The following is a 21029-nucleotide window of genomic DNA, read 5'->3' on the forward strand; positions in this document are numbered from 1 at the left end:
TTAACCCGAGATAAAAGAATTAGGCTGCTCGTTGTATAACGAGCACCATTGATACCGTAAGAGCTAGATATGAAATTTACCATTGAACGCAGCCATTTAATCAAACCGTTACAACAAGTATCGGGTGCATTAGGTGGTCGACCGACCCTTCCTATTCTTGGCAACCTACTGTTAAAAGTTGAAGATAACGTACTTTCTTTAACGGCGACTGACTTAGAAGTAGAGCTGATCAGTCGAGTGACTCTTGAAGGTGACTTTGAAGCGGGTAGCATTACCGTACCATCACGTAAGTTTTTAGATATTTGCCGTGGTTTGCCAGATAGCTCAATCATCACAGTGGTATTGGATGGCGATCGTATTCAAGTTCGCTCTGGACGCAGTCGTTTCTCGCTAGCAACATTACCTGCGGCTGATTTCCCAAATATTGAAGATTGGAACAGCGAAGTTGAAGTGTCAGTGACACAAGCGGAACTGCGTGGCTTGATTGAGAAGACTCAATTCTCAATGGCAAACCAAGATGTGCGTTATTACCTCAACGGTATGTTATTTGAAATTGAAGGTTCAACTCTGCGCAGCGTTGCTACCGATGGTCACCGTATGGCGGTATCTCAAGCTGCATTAGGCGCTGACTTTGCTCAAAAGCAAATCATCGTGCCACGTAAAGGTATTCAAGAATTAGTGAAGCTACTAGACGCGCCTGAACAGCCGGTTACTCTGCAAATTGGTAACTCAAATGTTCGAGCTGAAGTGAACAACTATGTATTCACTTCTAAGCTTGTTGATGGTCGTTTCCCTGATTATCGCCGCGTAATGCCGCAGAATACGACAAAAACACTAGAAGCTAGTTGTGATGAATTACGTTCTGCGTTTTCTCGTGCTGCGATTCTTTCGAATGAAAAATTCCGTGGCGTGCGTGTAAACCTTGCTGATAGCGAAATGCGCATTACAGCCAACAACCCTGAGCAAGAAGAAGCGGAAGAAATTCTAGACGTTAACTTCGACGGCGACGATTTAGAAATCGGCTTCAACGTAAGCTACGTATTAGACGTTCTGAACACACTGCGTTGTGATCAAGTTCGAATCTCAATGTCAGATGCTAACGCCAGTGCGCTTATCGAAAATGCTCAAGATGACAGTGCGATGTATGTCGTGATGCCAATTCGCTTGTAAGGTCGATTCTCACTATATGAAGATCTCATGCCTTTATCGCGTTTAGTCGTAAAGCAGTTTAGAAATATTGAAGCCTGTGACGTTGAACTGTCATCAGGCTTTAACTTTCTTATAGGGCCTAACGGAAGCGGTAAAACCAGCGTTCTTGAAGCGATTTATTTGCTCGGACATGGCCGCTCTTTTAAGAGTTCATTAACGGGACGTATCATTCAAAATGACTGTAGCGAGTTGTTCGTACACGGCCGTTTTATGACATCGGATCAATTTGAGCTACCGATCGGCATTAATAAGCAGCGTGATGGCACCACAGAGGTTAAAATAAGCGGTCAATCTGGGCAAAAGTTAGCCCAATTAGCGCAAGTATTACCTTTGCAATTGATTCATACCGAAGGGTTTGATTTACTAACCGACGGTCCTAAAAATCGCCGTGCTTATATTGATTGGGGTGTGTTTCACAGTGAGCCTGCTTTTTATGAAGCATGGGGGCGAGTGAAGCGACTTAACAAGCAGCGTAATGCTTTGTTAAAAACAGCCACCAGCTATCGTGAGCTCAGTTACTGGGATCAAGAATTAGCGAGATTGGCAGAAAATATCAGCCAGTGGCGTTCTGATTATGTGGCTCAGTTGAAAAGCATCGCTCAAGAAATTTGCGCGACCTTTCTTCCTGAGTACGATATTCAGATTAATTACTATCGAGGATGGGATAAAGACACACCCTATGCCGAGATATTAGAAAAGAATTTTGAAAGAGATCAGCAGCTAGGGTACACCTTTAGTGGCCCGAATAAAGCGGATCTAAAGATTAAAGTGAATGGCACACCTGTAGAGGATGTTCTATCACGCGGTCAGTTGAAGTTGATGGTATGTGCACTGCGAGTCGCGCAAGGGCAGCACCTCACTGAAGTGACGGGTAAGCAATGCATCTACTTAATAGATGATTTCGCTTCCGAATTAGATAGCCAACGTCGAGCTCGCTTAGCTGAGTGTTTTAAGACGACGAAAGCTCAAGTTTTTGTAAGCTCTATTACTGCTGAACAGATCGCAGACATGCGAGAAGAAAACAGCAAGATGTTTCATGTGGAACATGGCAAAATAGAGCAAGGATAATAAGTCAGAGAGTAACTATGTCAGATAATTACGATTCATCGAGTATTAAAGTACTGAAGGGTCTGGATGCGGTTCGTAAGCGTCCTGGAATGTACATTGGCGACACGGATGATGGTACCGGTCTGCACCACATGGTTTTTGAGGTCGTAGATAACTCTATTGATGAAGCTCTAGCTGGTCACTGTAATGACATCATTGTAACTATCCATGAAGATAGCTCTGTGTCAGTAAGCGATGACGGCCGTGGTATTCCAACCGAATTGCACCCAGAAGAAAAAGTATCAGCAGCAGAAGTTATCATGACGGTTCTTCACGCTGGTGGTAAGTTCGATGATAACTCGTACAAAGTATCTGGTGGCTTGCACGGTGTTGGTGTTTCAGTTGTGAACGCACTTTCTAAGCAAGTTACTCTTACTATCCACCGCGGTGGACAAATTCACACTCAAACATACAGCCACGGTGAGCCTCAGGCACCACTAACGGTTGTGGGTGATACGGATAAAACAGGTACAGAGATTCGTTTCTGGCCAAGCGAAGAAACCTTCACTAACATCGAGTTCCATTACGATATTTTAGCTAAGCGTCTACGCGAGCTATCATTCTTGAACTCAGGTGTATCAATTAAGCTGATTGATGAGCGCGAAGAAGACAAAATGGATCACTTCGAATACGAAGGCGGTATCCAAGCGTTTGTTGAGCACCTTAATACCAACAAGACTCCAATCATCCAAAAAATCTTCCACTTCAATTCAGAGCGTGAAGACGGTATTACCGTTGAAGTTGCTATGCAGTGGAATGATGGTTACCAAGAAAACATCTACTGTTTCACTAACAACATCCCTCAACGCGATGGTGGTGCTCACTTAGCTGGTTTCCGTGCGGCGCTAACGCGTACATTGAACAGCTTTATGGATAAAGAAGGCTTCTCGAAGAAAGCGAAGACTTCAACATCAGGTGATGATGCTCGTGAAGGTCTGACGGCTATCGTTTCTGTGAAAGTGCCAGATCCTAAGTTCTCAAGCCAAACCAAAGATAAGCTGGTTTCATCTGAAGTGAAATCTGCTGTTGAATCAACAATGGGTGAGAAGTTGTCTGAGTTCCTTATCGAGAACCCAGGTGAAGCGAAGATTGTTTGTTCAAAGATTATTGATGCAGCACGTGCTCGTGATGCAGCGCGTAAAGCTCGTGAGATGACTCGTCGTAAAGGTGCGTTAGATTTAGCGGGTCTTCCAGGTAAACTAGCTGACTGTCAGGAAAAAGATCCTGCACTGTCTGAACTATATATTGTGGAAGGAGACTCTGCTGGCGGATCAGCTAAGCAGGGGCGTAACCGTAAGAACCAAGCAATCCTACCGCTTAAAGGTAAAATCCTTAACGTAGAGAAAGCACGTTTCGATAAAATGCTGTCTTCTCAAGAAGTAGCAACACTAATCACAGCTCTTGGTTGTGGTATTGGTCGCGACGAATACAACCCAGATAAACTGCGTTACCACAACATCATCATCATGACCGATGCCGATGTCGATGGTTCTCACATCCGTACATTGCTACTGACGTTCTTCTACCGTCAAATGCCTGAGCTGATTGAACGTGGTTACATCTACATTGCTCAGCCACCACTTTACAAAGTGAAGAAGGGTAAGCAAGAGCAGTACATTAAAGACGAAGATGCGATGAACCAGTATCAAGTATCTTTAGCTCTAGATAACGCAGAGTTGCATGTAAACCCTGAAGCACCAGCATTCGCAGGTGAAGGTCTAGAGAAATTGGTTCACCAATACAATGCGGGTATTAAGCTTGTAGATCGTATGAGCCGTCGTTATCCACGTGCACTTATCCATGAACTCGTTTATGTACCTCGCCTAACGGCTGAGCAGTGTCACGATGAAGCGGCAGTTGAAGCTTGGGGTAAGCAGCTTGTTGAGCAGTTAAATGCGAAAGAAGTGGGTGCGAGCCAATACAACCTTGAAGTTGAAAAACACGAAGAGCTAGGCTTAAGTGTTCCTAAGATTGTAGTACGTACACACGGTGTAACTCATGAGCACGTATTAAGCATCGACCTAATCAACTCAAAAGAGTTTGGTAAGTTAGCATCACTATCTGAAGCTCTTGAAGGTTTGATTGAAGAAGGCGCGTACATTAAACGTGGCGAACGAACTCAAGCTGTTTCTACTTTTGTTGAAGCTCTGAACTGGCTAGTGAAAGAGTCTCGTCGTGGCTTAAGCCTACAACGATACAAAGGTCTAGGTGAGATGAACCCAGATCAGCTTTGGGAAACAACCATGGATCCTGAAACTCGCCGCATGATGCAAGTTACAATTGAAGATGCTGTTGGAGCAGATCTATTGTTCACGACATTAATGGGTGACCAAGTAGAACCTCGTCGTAACTTCATCGAAGAAAACGCACTGAAAGTGGCTAACCTTGATGTATAGATTTCTTTAGTAATAAAGAAACTTAACATTAAAAAAGCACTGCCAATTGGCGGTGCTTTTTTATGCCTGTTGGATATGACGACCTGCCGTAGCGAGGAAATACTTACCTGATAAAAGCCCTATTTGGTAATCATGTTCAAGTGCATGCTGAGGGCTCCCTAGCAATGTGGAGTGTAATGCTTTATCTGGATGGATTTCATAGATAGTGGCATCTGCTGGTGGGTTGCTCAGAAAAGATTGAGTAGCGCGGTAATGTTCTTCATGTTTAAGCAATAAACAGATCATTGTTTTGGCTTTTGTCTTGCCCAGTAATTTACTGTATTTATTCATCCAGCGATGGTCAAAGCTCGTTGAAATTGGCACGGTTCTAATTACAACAATATGCTTAAAGCCACGGTTATAGGCTTCCTGCGCTGGAATTGGGGCGGTAACCCCACCATCAAGCCACTTTTCGCCGTTCTCTTGAACTACGGTTGGGCTAATGAAAGGAACAGCGCATGAGGCTTTTAGAGCGTTCTGCCAATCGTGCGAATCTAAGTCAAAGTAGGTTGGTTTATGATGAGTAGCATGGCATGCACAGGCAAGTACTTTACAACTCTTCATATTGTTATGACCGACTTGCCAATTAAGTGGCAGGGTAGTCTGGGTTTGTTCCAATAACCAATCAAAATTTAACCCTTTCTTTTGGGTTAAAAACTTATAAGTGTCGAAAAATTCAGGGCTTGCCGTTGCTTCAGTGATGACCTGATAAGCATGTTGATGTTGACCACATATATAAGACGCTAGATTAAGAGATCCTGCTGATGTGCCGATCATCAATGAAAACGGATTAAAGCTTTGCTCGAGAAAGGCATCTAACACGCCAGCGGTAAAAATTCCGCGTTGACCACCACCTTCTGTTACTAGAGCAACTTTATCTATACAGATATCTAAATGTGCCAAAGCATCGTAAGAATGGAGTGCGTAAGAGATATGTGCAGAAGACATAGTTTTTCCACTAAAAGCAATCTAAAAGAATTCAACCTGATTAGGATATGACCAATAGTGGTTAATTAATATTAAGTAATATTTATATGTCGTTTGGTTTTTCTTAACTAAAAAATAAATAAAGACGCTTGAAAGTGCCTTTAAAGCACCACATATCTATTTATGAAGAGGATGACTGTCTTGCTCAAGAGAGAAGAAACAGAACCTTCATTACCGCTGACAGAGTATCGCTCAAGAGAGGATAACTTTAGCAGCACACAACTTAACGATGATTCATTGTCATGTCCCAGCGTTGTCACCGATAGAGGTGAAGCCCGTGGAATGATGATTGAAAATCTTAGCTGTTTACTTGATCACCACAATACAGATCTAAGTAATATTCACGGCTAAGACTATTGCTTACTAAAAGGATAGTATTATGAGAACTGTAGATTTCGCACCCCTATACCGCAACGCTATTGGCTTTGACCGTCTATTTAACTTGATGGAAGCGAATACGGCTAAAAACACTTCTGGCGGTTACCCTCCGTACAATATTGAACAGCAAGATGAAAATAAATACCGTATCACAATGGCGGTAGCAGGCTTTGCTGATGAACACCTAGACATTACTCAAAAAGAAAATATGTTGATTGTTCGCGGAGAGCGTCAAGCTGAAGAAAATAAAAATTACGTTTATCAAGGTATCGCAGAGCGTAACTTTGAACGTAAATTTCAGTTAGCTGATTACGTAAAAGTGATTGGCGCGACCATGGAAAATGGTCTGTTGCATGTCGACTTAGAGCGAGAAATCCCTGAAGCGATGCAACCTCGTAAGATTGCGATTAACGGTAAAAATCTAATCGATAATAGCTAAGCTTGTTTAGCTGATAGAATAAGAGCGCCATCATGGCGCTCTTTTTGATCTCGCAGTATTAAGCTTGTTGGTAAGCTTTTTCTACTTCTTCAGCGATAATTGCAATGCCTTTTTGCATCATCTCATCATCTTGAACGTAGTTCATACGTAGACATTGGCGAGCATGATCCCAATCGTCATCTTGTCCGATAAAGAAGTATTCACCAGGTACAATCAGAACACCTCGCGCTTTTAGGCGGTCGTAGAGTTCCATTGTGGTAATCGGTAACTCATCAAACCATAACCATAAGAAGATAGCGCCTTCAGGCTTATGGATACGGAAACGTTCATCCGAGATAGCCTGTTGTAGAAGCTCTACTGCACGCTCTGATTTTTGTTTGTAGAAAGGTTTAATTACATCAGTACTTAAACGCAGTAGATCATCTTTTTCGATCATGTGATTGGCTATCGCTGGGCCCAGGCTGCCCGGTGCCAAACTAATGATGCCATTCATATTAGTCAGTGCTTGAGTCACTTCCTCACTAGCAATCACTATTCCGCAGCGAACACCAGGTAAGCCTAATTTAGAAAGGCTCATACATAAGATCGTGTTTTCATTCCAAAAGGGTTCGACATCTTCAAAGATGATGTTTGGAAATGGCAGGCCGTACGCGTTGTCGATCAGTAGTGGAATATTGTTTTCTCGCGCGAGTTTATCGAGTTTACGCACTTCTTCGTCTGTCAGTACATTGCCCGTTGGGTTGGTTGGGCGTGACGCACAAATAGCAGCAACAGAATCATCGACCGTTAGCTTTTCGAAATCGACGTGATACTTAAACTGACGATTGTCCAACAATTCAATTTCTGGATGGTAAGACACGAAAATATCGTCATCTATCCCGGCATCACCGTAACCAATGTATTCAGGTGCGAGCGGTAATAGAATTTTCTTGTGTGAGCCGTCAGGCTGCTGGCCCGCAAGTAAGTTAAATAGATAGAAGAACCCACTTTGACTACCGTTGGTTAGACTAATGTTTTTTTCACTAATGTCCCAACCGTAGGTTTCTTTTAGAAGGTTGGCGAGTGATTTCACAAAGGCATCTTTTCCCTGAGGCCCATCGTAGTTAGCCATAGCTGCCACGAGTTCACCGCTGGCGAGCATTTCTTTACTGGCTTGTTGAAAGTAATCGAGCATGGCTGGGATTGCGGCAGGGTTACCACCTCCGAGCATGATTGCACCTGGAGTACGTAGACCATCATTTAAGTCGTCCATTAAACGAGTGATCCCAGAATATCGATTAAACTTTTCACCAAACTTTGAGAATTGCATTGCTTCGTATACCTAATTCATTGTGATTATTATTCGTAGATTATGATCAATCTTATGAACCCGAGCGTGGCGGGTTACAGTGGGTAATCTTCGAACATACCGCAATGCTTTTACGACGCAAAGCGCGAATTGCTCTAACACGGAAAAAACTTCTCTACTTACCATGACCGCTTCTTAGCTTCCTGCGCTTTAAACTGAACCCAAACTGAATAGAACAGCGGTAAATGTCAGAGCAATGTGAGGAAGGTCACTATTGGATTGCTCAAAAATAGCGCACTTAATATGATTTATCCCGAAGACAAAACAACGTAATTATCTTTTGGAGAAACTAATGTTTACTAATTTATTTGTTAAAACTCAGCTGTTTATTGAATCTTTTAAGAGTGATCAGCGTGGCGTTACAGCAATTGAATACGCAATCTTAGGTGTGTGTATGTCGGCGATCGTGCTTGCTGTATTTGGTGATGGTTTAACTGCCGCTCTACAAAGTGCAGTTGATGCTATTTCTCAAAATATTACTGATGCTAATAATGTTGTACCAGGAACAGAAGTTGCCGACCTCTAATAAGGTTAGCTGATTATGAACTTATGGTGGCTAACTGCCTTAGCCACTATGGCTACTTATGCCTGTTATACGGATTGTCGATATCGAGAGATCAGCAACCGCTTAGTGTTGTGCATGGCGCTATGGACATTATCGCGATTGGAATATCACGGAGAGGCCCAGCACTTACTACATCCAGTTGCTGTGTTGCTCGCTGGTGGTGTGTTGTTCCACCTGAATATTCTAGCTGCGGGAGACAGCAAGCTATTTGCGGCGTTGAGTCTAGCGATTGATCTCCAATTTATGGCAATCACTGTGCTACTTATCGGCTTTCTAGGTGGTTTGATGGCAATAAGCCAGTGGTGGATCGGGCGAGTGACCGCCGATATCCGGTGGACACAGCGCGGAGTTCCCTATGCAGTACCAATCTGTTTGGCAAGCTTACTAGCTATAGCTGCATCATTATAGGTTAAACAATGAATTCAAAAATCATTCTTGGTCTAGCAGTTGTTGCTATATCTATTGGGCTTTATGGCGTGACACAAACGCCTTCTATAAAACAAATTCCTACGCAGTCAGTAAATAAAGTTGAACCGAAGATGCTTGCTTGGCAGTTGAAGCGAGACGTCGTGCAAGGTGACAAGCTTGTCCGTCGCGATTTTGAAGCAGTTTACCTGACACGCCAGCAAGCTGGTTCACACGGCTTAACTGAAGATACTCGGTTTAATTGGCAGCAAAGCTTGTTTGCCAAACAAGCCTTGCAACAAGGTGGCATTGTGACGCCTGAGTTACTGACCTCCCCAGGTCAAACCGATTACTTGAATACGGTGATTGAGCCAGGGTTCGTGCCTTTTAACGTGACGGTTCCGGGAGAGGATGTCGTTGGTGGCACTATCAGTGTTGGAGACTTGGTCGATATTTCTGTGTTGTCAGCACCTAAACAAAACTTGGCCAATGATAAGACCGTCGATGATATTCAACACCTGACTATGACCCCATTACTCGCTCAGGTTCCTGTTTTGGATATGGTCAGTCGACAGCGTTCTGTGAGTACTTTAAGCAGTGAAAAAGTGACCGAGGTGACTTTGGTACTACAAGTCACCAATAGGCAGGTTGCTCAATTAACGATTGCCAAGCGCATTGCAGAGATTGAAGTACATAAGTCAATTGGTAAAGAGTTTTCGGACGATCTGGAAGCTGACTCAAGTGATGTGATCAGTCTGTCTGGTCAACGTGACGAGATACGCGAATATCGGTTTAAGTAGGGCGAATCATGATGACAAAACGAATATTAGCCTTTGCTGGGCTTTGGCTGCTCTCGCCGCTAGTAGTAGCGGCTAGCCTAATCAACCTCTCCGAGGGACAGGCTACAACCGTGAATGTTTCTGGTGATGTGGCTTCAGTCTTCATTTCTGACCAAAAGGTCGCGGACTATCAGGTGATAGACGAACACAAAATTGTCGTGTTTGGCCGCCAGTTAGGAACTACGACTTTCATCGCGTTTGATCAACAAGGCAATGAACTGGTGAATCAACAACTGGTCGTGAATCGCAGCTATACCGATATCGAACAGCAGATCAAAATTCAGTACCCGCAAGCCAAAGTGACCGTTTATGGCATTGGCGAAAACATCATCCTTAGTGGTCCTGTATCTTCCGAACTAGAGAAAGACAATATCTACCAGATGGTCGGTGAATTATTGGGTAAGGAAGAGGTTGAACAGAACTTCTCCTCTGAAAATGAAGCGCCAGTTGATGACTTAAGCATTGAGTTTATGACCAAGCGTCGCTATCGAGGAGTGGTGAATAATATTGAAGTGAACGCTACCAAGCAGGTCAATGTAAAGCTGACTATCGCTGAAGTATCTCACTCTTTTATTCAAGACTTCGGCATCAAAGTGGGCACTGCGGGTAATGCAGGAATGTTTGTTGATCAGCTTACTCATTTTAGTGCTAGCGATATTGTTTCTGTTATTTCTGCGGTGGGATCGGATCAGGTTGGTCAGATTCTAGCGGAGCCTAACCTATCGGTGATCTCTGGTGAGAAAGCGAGCTTTCTTGTTGGTGGAGAGTTACCGGTCGTGACCACTAACGATGGTGGCACCAATGTGGATTATAAAGAGTTTGGTGTTCGATTGGAGTTGATGGCAAAGGTGCTAAGAGACGACAAAATTAAGCTAGCACTGACCCCTGAGGTGAGCTCTTTAGATGCTCAATACAGTAACGAACTCTACGATTTACCGGCTCTAAAGACTCGACGCGCACAAACGACGGTTGAGCTGGGAGATGGGCAAAGTTTTGTACTGGGTGGTTTGTTGAATAGTGAAGAGCGCGAATCGCTGACTCGAATCCCGTTTATTGGCGATATCCCAATTCTTGGTGCGTTATTCCGACACACAGGAACTGAACGTAATAAGACCGAGCTCGTGATAGTGGCAACGGTGAACTTAGTTCAACCCGTTAAAGCGAATCAGGTTCAACTGCCGATAATGGAAAAAACGGGCACTTTGAAGCGCTTCTTAGCGCTAGACAGTGAATATGACAAAGCCGAACAGCGTTGGGCGAGCGAAATTTTATCTGCCGGAGGCTTTAAACAGTGAAACGTTATTTACTAGGTATGTTATGTGCCTTTGGCATCGCTGGATGCGCTGACCATGTCGTTGAACCTGAAGGTACTTCTATCGAAGTGGTGCCGATTCACTATCAATTTAATGCACAGAGTCAGAATCACACTTTAGTTGAGCAACGCTTTGAAGCCTTTATTCAGCGTTATCAATTAGAGGGCAGTACTGCTCAGTGGCAAGTTATCGTGAATGGCTCATCACCTCAACCGCTAGTGTCAGTGCTGGATGAGGTACTGGCCAATAACCATATTGCGCTGTCACAGGTGGAGCATCAAGTTCACAACACATCAAATCGTTTTAGCGTGTCTGTGATTGCAACGGACATGCAGGTTCGTCTAGAGGTCTGTCAGCAACAAAAGGTTGGGCATTATGGGTATAGCAAACTTGGTTGTTATACCGACGGTAACCGCTGGCAATCAATGGTTAACCCTGAAAAGTCACTGTAACTCTGTTTACTGCAGCTCCTTCAACAAGTTTTAGGTTTACGAATATGTTTAATTTAGTCGATAAGTTGAGTGCTAAGGATGAGCAAGCTCCTCAAATAGATAACCATTGTGCAGTGCTTTTTCAGAGTGAAGATTGCCGAGATCACTTATACAAAGCTTTTCGTTTTGAAGGCCTACCTGAGCCTGTCGCTTTTGCAAACCAACCGGTAAGCGCTTTAAAGCTGGCTGAATTCGTGAACTTAAAAGTGGTGATGATTGATCTCAACGATAGCGACAATGTGGTTCGAGATGCTCAGCAGATCGCCTTACAACTTCCGACACACTTATCGGTTGTGGTTATTGGTAGTGAAGATGCGATCACCACTATCCGTGCGTTAAAGGACTTAGGTTTCTACTATCTATTTTGGCCTGCGAGCGAAGTAGAGGTGACCGATTTTTACCGAAGTGTTTTGCACAACCATTTACAGCGTCAAGGTGTAGTTAGAAACCGTAAGGCTAAGCAAATTGCTTTTGTTGGGGTGAAAGGCGGAGTGGGCACCTCATTGATTGCGAGTGAAGTTTCTCGTTGTCTAGCCAAGCAGCACTCACTACCAACTTTGTTGGTTGACCATACCTATACCGGCAGCAACCTAGACGTAATGCTCGGTTTGAGAAAATTCCAGAAGCGTAATGTACAAAAAGGGACGTTAGTTTCTGCGGTTGATACAGCTTTGGCTTCAAACTTGGTGCAGAGCTTAGAAAACAACCTTTCTATTTTGGCAGTTGAGTCCCAAGATTTCAGTCGTGGCGAGTTGCATGAATACACCCAAGCACTGACTAAACAAGTAGAACAGAACAGTTCATTCATCATTGAAGACTATTCGCACAGTGCGCTGACCCAGCAAGAGTTGTCTCGAGCACTGGCTAATGTAGATTCATTAGTTTTGGTATTTGATGCCACTGTTTCATCATTGAGAGAGCTCAATCGAATTGTTGGCAGTGTACAAGCTGAATTACCAACAATGACAATAGTGACGGTGATGAATCACACTCGTCCGAGTAATGCCGCCTCGGTATCGAAAGCTGATGTTGTGAAGCATTTTGGACAAGCCGCTAATTGCCATGTTGAGTTCGATCACAAGGCCAATCAATACCTTCTTCAAGGAGAATTGATCACTGAAACCCGATCTGAGATGCAACTTGGTTTAACGCAGTTAGTGGCGATACTTCTTGGCGAGCAAGTTGCCCAGAAAACCAAAATGTCATGGCTCTCTTGGATTAAGAGGTAGTTCGCATGCAACAGTCAAAACAAGTCTATCTTCAACTTCGTCAGCAAATATTTGAAGCTTTGGATGCGAGTGCAATTGAGTCTCTATCTAGTCAAGAGTTAGAGAAACAGCTGAGCCACGCCATTGAAGTGTTGGTTAACCGTGAACAGCTTCCTGTTTCAACATTGGCTAAGCAAGAGTATGTCACCAGTTTAATCAATGAGCTCGTTGGTTTAGGACCACTTCAAGTGCTCATGGATGACGACAGCATCAGCGATATTATGATCAACGGTCATCAACAGGTCTTTATTGAGCGTAATGGTTTGGTAGAGCGTGCACTGGTGCAGTTTATTGATGAACAACAGCTAATTGAGATTGCCAAGCGCATTGCAAGTCGAGTAGGGCGCCGTATTGATGAGTCATCACCAACATGTGATGCCCGTTTAGAAGATGGCAGTCGCGTCAATATCGTGATCGCGCCGATTGCTCTTGATGGAACCTTGATTTCAATTCGTAAGTTTCGCCATCAGGCAATTAATTTAGACACGTTAACGGAGTTGGGAGCGCTTAGTGAAGAGATGGCGCAACTATTGGCACTAGCTGCTCGCTGTCGCTTGAATATCCTTATATCTGGTGGCACTGGTTCAGGTAAAACAACCTTGCTCAATGCGTTGTCGCAGCATGTCTCTGAGGTTGAGCGAATTGTCACGATTGAAGACACCGCAGAACTAAGATTACAGCAGCCTCATGTTGCTCGAATGGAAACTCGACTCGCAGGAACCGAAGGCACTGGTGCCATCACTTCTCGTGACTTAGTGATTAACTCACTGCGTATGCGTCCTGATCGCATCATTGTTGGTGAGTGCCGTGGCCCGGAAGCTTTTGAGATGCTGCAAGCTATGAATACGGGACACGATGGTTCGATGTCGACATTGCATGCCAATAGTCCTCGAGACGCAATATCACGTGTTGAGGCGATGGTTATGATGGCGACTAACAACTTACCTATCGATGCGATTCGTCGTTCTGTAGTGAGTGCTGTCGATATCATTGTACAGGTTACTCGACTGCATGATGGCTCAAGAAAAATTATCAGTATCTCTGAAGTTGTAGGCCTTGAGGGGGAAAGTGTGGTTCTTGAAGAGCTATTTACCTTCCAAATCGAGGGTGCGTTGAGTGATGGAAAACTGTCGGGACGCTATGTCACTTCAGGGGTAATGAGCCGATCAGTACTCTTTAAAAAAGCGCGCTTTTTTGGGTGTGAACAACAATTACATCAGTTGATTCATGCGATCGAATTAGTGGGGTAGCAGTGTGTATTGGCTTTTAATGTTCTGGGGCGTTGTCCTGCTACTTGTTGCAATTTTTTCGAATAAGAGTCACTCGATTGATGACTATTTTCCATCAAGTGCCAAGACAAAAACAGCGTCAACAGCTCCTCGCCAAGCGATTCAACTCAGTCAGATATCCAATGGATTGGGTTGGTCTTCGATAGCGAGCTTTTTTTATCAAGTTAAGCGACAGTTGGGTTCTTTTGCTGGTGTGAAGGTGGTTTTATTTAGTGGTTGTGTGAGTGTTTTTGCAAGCGCAGTGAATCGCTACCTATTCGGCTTCCCAGCTTGGTTAGTACTTGGTAGCGCGTTGATTGTTACTTGGGTATGGGGTTTCTTGTGGCTGAAACAGCGTGACCGCAAGCAATTTGAAGAGAGCTTTCCTGATGCCTTGAACATGTTGGCTAGCTCCTTATCGGCCGGAGAAAGTATTGGCCGAGGTATTGGTTTTGTTGGCAACAAGCTTCCTGGAGAAGTAGGAAAAGAATTTAAAAGAATGGCTGATCATTTGAAGCTCGGTGAGCCGCTGGACGATGTTTTTCGTAAGTCTTGCCAGCGATTTCCTTATCCGTCATTTCACTTCTTTGTGATTACTCTGCGTGCCAACGTGCAGCGTGGTGGGCAATTGAAAGAGATCATGTCACGTCTGAACCGTCAGATGTTCGAAGCGAGATCGATGGAAAGAAAGAAGTTTGCGATGACTTCAGAGGCGCGTATTTCCGCAAAAATAGTCAGTGCAACACCGTTTGTCTTTATCTCAATGCTGCCAATACTGAGCCCTGAGAATTTTGATTTCTTGATGTTTACCGACGAGGGTCGTCCGGTTCTATATTACCTGTTGATCAGCGAAAGTATTGGTTTAGCGATCATTTGGATGTTGATGAAGAGGGTGAGGTAATGGCCAATATTATTTCGATTTTAATGGAGCCTCAGTCGCAGTCATTGTTGATTTGGACTTGCTTGTCATTTGGCGTCTTGTTGCTCTGTTATTGGTTAATCACTCAGTACATCGCGCAGCAAAAGCTGGCCAGTATTGCCAGTCAGTTTAAATCGATGACTCAACAACGCAGTCAACGACAGCAACAAATCCATAGTCTCTTATGTCCGCTGACACAATTGGTTAATGCGTCCGACCAACAGATGCAGCAGCGCTTTATTCGTGCCGGCATTTATCAAACACGCTATAGCTCAGTGTATATGCCACTCAAATATCTGGTTCTTGCGATAGGTGAAGTGGTGGTAATTGGTGTGTGCTGGTGGTCTGGTGTCGCTATTAATCAGGCTGTCGCTCTGATATGTGGTTGGGCAATGGTCTCTATTGCGCTGCCTGATATGGTACTCGCTCAGCGAACTAAGCGGCGACATCAAAAGTTAGTGGGTCAGTTACCTTACTTGATCGACCTAACGGCGATCTGTGTGCAAAGCGGGATGACGATTGAAGCATCCATGAAGTATTTAGCACAGGAAATGCAGGGCTTTGATCGTGACTTGGCTTATCTACTGAATAAAACCAATCATCGCGCTCGAGTTGTTGGGATGGAAGAGGCGCTTGAAGAGCTTTATCAACAGGTGCCAAGCAGTGAAATGCGTAGTTTTGTGATGACGTTGACTCAAAGCATGCAACACGGCTCGTCGATTTATCGCATGTTAACCGTGTTAGCGAGTGATGTGCGTGAAGTACAAATGCTAGAACTGGAAGAAAAGATAGGGAAGTTAGCCGCCAAGATGTCGATACCATTGATTGTATTCATCTTGATTCCGATCGTATTCGTTATTGCCGCTCCAGGGGTGATGAGGTTAATGCAAAGTGTTTAAAAAAATTCTGATATGTATGCTGCCATTGTGGTTAATGGCTTGCAGCTCAACTGCCAATAATTGGCAACAAGAAGAATCGAAGGAAGCGATTTACCAACAAACCAATAATCACACTAAATTGGTTGCTCTGTATAAAGTACAGCTCCAGCGTGAAGATATCGCCGATATTAGGCTAAAACTGGCGAACAGCTATTTAAAATTGGCCGATGCAGAATCCGCTCTTTTTTACATAACTCCTGTTATAGAGAGTGAGAAAGCCTCACTTGAAGCTTACCAAATCCAAGCGCAAGCATACGGTGATATGGGGCAATATCCAGCAGCAATCGCCGCAGCGAAACTGGCATTAGAGTTAGATCCTAGTAACAGCCGCACCGAGAATTTATTAGGCACCTACTATGGTTACAGCTTTCAAACGACGCTAGCGAGACGCTACTTTGAACGCGCTCGTGATCACTTCTATGACGGCGTCACAGTAAACAATAACCTTGCCGTATTGGACATCGCTGAAGGTGATTATCTTGCTGCGGCCAAGCGCTTAATGCCGTTGTATAAAAACCAGCAAGCGGATGAAATGGTGATGGCTAACTTGACGTTAAGTATGGCGAAGCAAGGTCACTATGCATTCGTGAAGCAAGTGCTTAGCGATAAATACAGCCAACACCAAGTCGAAAGTATCTATCGAGCTTTACGACAGTTTGAACCGATGAGTGCTGATCGTCGCATGGATGCGTTAACGAGTGTCCAATATGAAAACTAAGCAGCGTGGTGTGGCCAGCATCGAGTTTGTGATGGGCTTCTTTGCGTTTTGGCTGATGTGCATGGCGTGGGTTGAAATGAGTTATATGTCTTACATCTCTTCGATCAACGATCTGGCGATTTCTGAGGTTGCCCGTGAAGCAAAGAAAGGCTCACACGATTATTTGGCTACGGTAGAGCAGGTTTTACATAGAGATGGCAGCATGTGGAATAGTGTGATTGATGGTGATGATTTTCAGGTAACCATTCACTATCTCACATCGGTGGATGAGTTGGTGAAAGTCACCAATCAATGCCAGATAGCACCGGGTGAGTCCTATAAAGAGTGTGGTGATGAGCAGAGTTCATCTTTGGCTATTTATCGACTCACCTATCCATTCACCCCAATTTTTAGTTACTTCTTAGGTCTAGATGGATTACTAAGCCGAGAAATGGTCGTGGTTCAAGAGTATGAAAGATCTAAGTTTGAAGTCTAACTCGCGAAAGTGTCAGCAAGGCATATTTAGTATTGAGTTTGCCATTGTCGGGTTCTTTTTTAGTTTGCTGTTGGTATTCAGTGGTGACGTGATCATCAAGCTTTCCGTTAAAGGCAAGTTGGATCGTTTGTCTTATTCGCTGGTGAATGTTGTCAAAGAACGCACGCAGCTTTATGACTCTAGCGTGCTCTTAACCTCTAAGCAGGTAGATGAAATAGACACGATAGCTCGTCACTCCTTACAACGTACTTTTGGTAATTATGACGCTTCGCGTTATGGCTTGTTGGTTGAAGAGCAAAGCTTCACTGGGATTGGCCAAGCTTCACCGAGTATTCGAGAGCAACGTGGAGATCTAAGCTGCAGTGTTGCCAAGCCAATTAGCGAGCTACAGCACCTGTCTGTGGTGAGTGTTTGGGGACACCAGATGCCGCTGTATCGAGTGACACTCTGTTATCGAACTAATAATTGGTTTGGTGGGCTGGTTGGTACTGATTTTACCGATGTGATGTCAGACTCTATCGTGATTGGGAGGTAAACATGAGGCTATCTTTGGCGAAACAGTCTGGCCATGCTGCGATCTTGTTTGCGATATGTATCCCCGTGTTATTTGGTGTGTTTATGCTGGGTTCTGATGGCGCCAGAGCGTTACAAACCAAAGCTCGTTTAGAAGAGGCAGCAGAAGCCGCTGTTCTTGCTGTATCAGCTGAGGATTCAAGTAATCACCCGCTTGCTCAAAGCTACATTGACCATTACCTCTATGACATGGATTCCTTGCTGGATATTCAAGTCGATAAGTTGTCTTGTGATGAAATAGCGGAGTGTGCAGAGCAAGCGGAACAAGGTGGCGCTCGTTACTTTGAGTATCGTGTTGCGGGGAAAAGCCAACATCAATCCTGGTTTCCGGGGCAAGGTGTGATTGTCGGCTTTGGTGACACGTTCGATGTTACTGGCTCTTCGAAGGCACGCCGCTATCAGAGTCAGCCTGTTGACATTACTTTTATCGTCGACTTTTCCGGTTCTATGAACAATAAGTGGAGCGGAGGCAAAAACACTAAGTTGGAAGATCTCAAAGAAATTATTGCTGAAGTAACGGAAGAACTAGATAAGTTTAATCAGCTAAATCCAGTGAGACCGCATCGAGTAGCAATGACTGGCTATAACCGACGTACAATTAACACCAATAAAAACGGCAAGTTGATTCTTCGTGACCAGAGAATAACTAAGTATGACCCAGACGGTTGGGATAAAGATGATGTGTTTTATCCTCAAAAGACTATTGATGCGCAATTTAAAGTAAAAGGTGAAGCACAAAGAATACCTAATGAAGATGATCTCGCTAAGTTTTACGACATCTTCTATACCTCAGACTTTAGTTACTTTATGGACAAAGTGAATGGTTTTGAAGCACATGGAGGTACGGCCTTTCTGCAAGGAGTGATACGAGCAGGACAGATCGTCACCACTATGGCTGAAAATTCACGACAGCTGATCATAGTGCTGTCTGATGGAAAAGACTCAGACCTATATGAAGAGCAGGTACCCAAGTTGATCAAGCGCGGTATGTGCAGCAATATTCTTAATATGCTCAATGGCGGGAAAGTTACAGCAGACAATACCGATGATGCAATTTCAGTGGTTGATGGAGTCAGTCAAGGGATGAAAACGCCAAGTGGAGAGCAAATGAATGCCCGTATGGCAGTGATTGGTTTTGATTATGAACTAGACGAAAACGTCAATTTGAAAAATTGTGTCGGTAAAGACAATGTGTATAAGGCGGAGAATAAGGACGAAATTCTTAACCAGATACTATCACTGATTACAGAAGAAGTCGGTCACTTGGCACAGTAATCTGCGCTAATGATTCGAGACAGTAAAATGAATACTAAGAGAATGAACATGAGAGTTTTTTTATCAATAGCGCTTTTAGTGGCGTTACCTTTTTCAACAATAGCATCGCCATCTAAGTTGGATACTAACGAGTTACTTTACCAATATTGTGATACTGGCCGTTCTGAGTTTGAGCAGTCGGTTACTGTCGGTCAAGGTACTAAGGTCATGTATCACCAAGGCCCTTTTATGCAACTCACTACAACGGTAGATGATCAGGCGCTAGCTGAGTTAATTCAAGGTAAGCTTGCTCAATCTGATCTCAGCAATAGCTGCGCTCAGTTTCTGTTGAGCAGAGCCGTGATCGAAGATGGAAAGCAAAGCAGTAATTTGGTTGCTAGAGTGCTGTTTGATTTTGATAAGGACGAACTGAATAAACAGTCGCGTTATTTGTTGCTTAAACTGGCGGCGAAGTTAGAGCAACAGGTGCCTGAGTTGAGTGTTGTGGGTAACACTGACTCGAAAGGAACGGGAAAATACAATTTAAGCTTAGGCTTAAAGCGTTCAGAGGCGGTTTTAGATTATTTGCAGGAACATGGTGCTTACATTGAGCACGCTAGTGTTGAATCACAAGGCGAAAAAGCTCCTGTACAAAGTAATGACTCTGCAACGGGCCGTCATTTGAATCGCAGAGTCGATATCCAGTCATAAGCTTATAACTTACGTTTGTGGCAGCAGAATCTTCAGAGTGACACCCATGGATGGGTGCTCCGGTGTATCAAACCAAATCGCCCCTTTGTAGCTGTGAATTATCTCATCACACAGTGCTAGCCCCAAGCCTGTTCCCGGATTTTGCTGATCGGCTCTTACCCCTCTTTGAAATAAAGCCTGACTGGTAGCGTTATCGATAGCAGGCCCATCGTTGCTGATTTCAATCAGGACCTGATCATCAAAATCAGAGACTTTGAATAGAACCTGTCTATTGGCAAAGCGAAATGTATTTTCCAGAATATTCCCAAGCACTTCCATAAGGTCCTCTTTGCTTAGAGGCAGCGTTTGTTGGCTTGCATAATTGGTGACAAATTCGATCTCTTTTTCTGCATGAATCTTTGAAAACATGCCAACTAAACTGTCGAGAGTCGGTTTGATCTGGATGGTATTGGTCGTTATTCCTTTCACACCTAATGAAGCTCGTTTGAGCTGGCTTTGGATAAGGCTATCCATCTCTAATAGTTGCTGGTTTATTTGTTGATTCTTCGTTGGCGATTGGTCTTCAAGAAGAGCTTGGGATACAGCAACACGAGTCTTAAGGCTATGGGCGAGATCGTTCAGTGACCGTTTATAACGTTCTTGATTTTCTTTTTGTTGGAACAATAGCTCATTCAATGCACTGGTTACATTGTGCAGGTCTTCTGGATAGGCTTGTGCTAGTTGGTTCTGCTTACCCTGCTTTATTTCATGCAGTTCTTTTTCCAAGCGAGAGAATGGGGCAAAGCTGATTCGATAGAAGACCAAGAGTAAGGCGCTGATCAGTGCCAGTGCTACCACCAATACACCAACCGTGGTGTACTTTAATTGACGGATGGCCTCCATTTGATTCTCAACTTGTTGTGTTAGTAGAACTTTGCCATCTTTTTGATCTTTAAAGCCTTTCCATAGCACGGTATGAACAATAAATGCTGCTCCGCTTGGCTTTTCGATGAGGCGAATACTGTCTATTGGAAAATTAAGGTCAGTACACAAGTTATCGATTTGTGGGCGAGTGATCTCGAGTTCAGCAAGTTGCTTGGTTCTTCGTTCAACGTCTATTGAAGTCCAGACTTGCTGGTTGTTGTCATCACACAAGATGACACTGGTGTTGGGTGACTCTTTGGCGTAGAAGCGATTCCACTCTGTTAGCGGTGGTATCTCTCCTGAAGAGAGCAGCTCATTTATAATCGAAGGTAATTCACGAAGTGTGTTTTTAGAATAGGCTTCAAAGAGTTGGTGTTTTTGACTGTTGTAATAGAACCAAGTACTCGTGAGCACCATTGCAAATAAGATTGAGGCTGCAATGGTAAATGTGCGTCGTCTAAACTGAGTTTTATACAGTCTTTTCAT

21 protein-coding genes are annotated in these 21029 nt (G+C 43.9%); 18 read left to right on the plus strand and 3 right to left on the minus strand.

Features of this window, described 5'->3' with window-relative positions; translation table 11 throughout:
* Positions 1-69: 69 nt before the first annotated feature.
* Genes dnaN through gyrB form a run of 3 tightly spaced genes read left to right on the plus strand, consistent with a single transcriptional unit; the run spans position 70 to position 4712 of the window.
* Positions 70-1170 carry a DNA polymerase III subunit beta gene (dnaN, locus tag L4C33_RS01855; protein WP_428810771.1) on the plus strand — a complete coding sequence of 367 codons (1101 nt, stop codon included), beginning with the start codon at positions 70-72 and terminating at the stop codon, positions 1168-1170.
* A 27-nt stretch (positions 1171-1197) separates the two neighbouring features.
* Entirely contained in the window at positions 1198-2277 is a 1080-nt protein-coding gene (gene recF, locus L4C33_RS01860) for a DNA replication/repair protein RecF (protein ID WP_428810772.1), read from the plus strand.
* Between the two features lie 17 nt (positions 2278-2294).
* Positions 2295-4712, plus strand: a complete 2418-nt coding sequence (gyrB, locus tag L4C33_RS01865) for a DNA topoisomerase (ATP-hydrolyzing) subunit B (protein WP_428810773.1) — start codon at positions 2295-2297, stop codon at positions 4710-4712.
* 60 nt (positions 4713-4772) lie between these two features.
* On the opposite strand, the gene L4C33_RS01870 is transcribed toward gyrB, so the two are convergent.
* Positions 4773-5699, minus strand: coding sequence for a patatin-like phospholipase family protein (locus L4C33_RS01870; RefSeq protein ID WP_428810774.1), 927 nt, complete (start codon positions 5697-5699; stop codon positions 4773-4775).
* A gap of 418 nt (positions 5700-6117) precedes the next feature.
* Between L4C33_RS01870 and L4C33_RS01875 the strand changes: the two genes are divergently transcribed.
* Positions 6118-6555, plus strand: coding sequence for an Hsp20 family protein (locus tag L4C33_RS01875; RefSeq protein WP_428810775.1), 438 nt, complete (start codon positions 6118-6120; stop codon positions 6553-6555).
* Between the two features lie 58 nt (positions 6556-6613).
* On the opposite strand, the gene L4C33_RS01880 is transcribed toward L4C33_RS01875, so the two are convergent.
* Complete coding sequence (locus L4C33_RS01880; protein ID WP_428810776.1) at positions 6614-7864, minus strand: valine--pyruvate transaminase; 1251 nt, start codon at positions 7862-7864, stop codon at positions 6614-6616.
* A gap of 331 nt (positions 7865-8195) precedes the next feature.
* On the opposite strand from L4C33_RS01880, the gene L4C33_RS01885 reads away from it, so the two are divergent.
* From L4C33_RS01885 to L4C33_RS01950, 14 genes are read left to right on the plus strand one after another with little or no spacing between them, the layout of a single operon-like run.
* Positions 8196-8429, plus strand: coding sequence for a Flp family type IVb pilin (locus L4C33_RS01885; RefSeq protein WP_428810777.1), 234 nt, complete (start codon positions 8196-8198; stop codon positions 8427-8429).
* A 15-nt stretch (positions 8430-8444) separates the two neighbouring features.
* Complete coding sequence (locus L4C33_RS01890) at positions 8445-8876, plus strand: A24 family peptidase (RefSeq protein ID WP_428810778.1); 432 nt, start codon at positions 8445-8447, stop codon at positions 8874-8876.
* 8 nt (positions 8877-8884) lie between these two features.
* Positions 8885-9673 (plus strand): RcpC/CpaB family pilus assembly protein, encoded by a 789-nt coding sequence (locus L4C33_RS01895; RefSeq protein WP_428810779.1) that lies wholly within the window; start codon positions 8885-8887, stop codon positions 9671-9673.
* Positions 9674-9681: 8 nt separating this feature from the next.
* Positions 9682-11007: a type II and III secretion system protein family protein gene (locus tag L4C33_RS01900; protein ID WP_428810780.1), complete on the plus strand. Its 1326-nt coding sequence runs from the start codon at positions 9682-9684 to the stop codon at positions 11005-11007.
* On the plus strand, positions 11004-11477 hold the full coding sequence (locus L4C33_RS01905) for a hypothetical protein (RefSeq protein WP_428810781.1): 474 nt from the start codon (positions 11004-11006) through the stop codon (positions 11475-11477). Before L4C33_RS01900 ends, L4C33_RS01905 begins: the two co-directional genes overlap by 4 nt.
* 44 nt (positions 11478-11521) lie before the next feature.
* The gene (locus L4C33_RS01910; protein ID WP_428810782.1) at positions 11522-12745 is read left to right on the plus strand and encodes a CpaE/TadZ family protein; all 1224 of its coding nucleotides are present in this window, start codon (positions 11522-11524) and stop codon (positions 12743-12745) included.
* Positions 12746-12750: 5 nt separating this feature from the next.
* Positions 12751-14034, plus strand: coding sequence for a TadA family conjugal transfer-associated ATPase (locus L4C33_RS01915; protein ID WP_428810783.1), 1284 nt, complete (start codon positions 12751-12753; stop codon positions 14032-14034).
* A 4-nt stretch (positions 14035-14038) separates the two neighbouring features.
* Positions 14039-14953: a type II secretion system F family protein gene (locus tag L4C33_RS01920; RefSeq protein WP_428810784.1), complete on the plus strand. Its 915-nt coding sequence runs from the start codon at positions 14039-14041 to the stop codon at positions 14951-14953.
* On the plus strand, positions 14953-15870 hold the full coding sequence (locus L4C33_RS01925; protein WP_428810785.1) for a type II secretion system F family protein: 918 nt from the start codon (positions 14953-14955) through the stop codon (positions 15868-15870). Before L4C33_RS01920 ends, L4C33_RS01925 begins: the two co-directional genes overlap by 1 nt.
* Complete coding sequence (locus L4C33_RS01930) at positions 15863-16627, plus strand: tetratricopeptide repeat protein (protein ID WP_428810786.1); 765 nt, start codon at positions 15863-15865, stop codon at positions 16625-16627. Before L4C33_RS01925 ends, L4C33_RS01930 begins: the two co-directional genes overlap by 8 nt.
* Entirely contained in the window at positions 16617-17102 is a 486-nt protein-coding gene (locus L4C33_RS01935) for a TadE/TadG family type IV pilus assembly protein (RefSeq protein ID WP_239716975.1), read from the plus strand. The genes L4C33_RS01930 and L4C33_RS01935 overlap by 11 nt, the downstream gene beginning before the upstream one ends.
* The gene (gene tadF / locus L4C33_RS01940) at positions 17077-17637 is read left to right on the plus strand and encodes a tight adherence pilus pseudopilin TadF (protein WP_215407445.1); all 561 of its coding nucleotides are present in this window, start codon (positions 17077-17079) and stop codon (positions 17635-17637) included. The genes L4C33_RS01935 and tadF overlap by 26 nt, the downstream gene beginning before the upstream one ends.
* Positions 17638-17639: 2 nt before the next feature.
* Positions 17640-18950, plus strand: a complete 1311-nt coding sequence (locus L4C33_RS01945) for a TadE/TadG family type IV pilus assembly protein (RefSeq protein WP_428810787.1) — start codon at positions 17640-17642, stop codon at positions 18948-18950.
* Between the two features lie 48 nt (positions 18951-18998).
* Positions 18999-19640, plus strand: a complete 642-nt coding sequence (locus L4C33_RS01950; RefSeq protein ID WP_428810788.1) for an OmpA family protein — start codon at positions 18999-19001, stop codon at positions 19638-19640.
* A gap of 9 nt (positions 19641-19649) precedes the next feature.
* Here L4C33_RS01950 and L4C33_RS01955 read toward each other — a convergent pair whose 3' ends face one another.
* The gene (locus L4C33_RS01955; protein WP_428810789.1) at positions 19650-21029 is read right to left on the minus strand and encodes an ATP-binding protein; all 1380 of its coding nucleotides are present in this window, start codon (positions 21027-21029) and stop codon (positions 19650-19652) included.

Origin of the sequence: Vibrio makurazakiensis, from assembly GCF_050337375.1 — a bacterium.
Lineage (GTDB): Bacteria > Pseudomonadota > Gammaproteobacteria > Enterobacterales > Vibrionaceae > Vibrio > Vibrio makurazakiensis.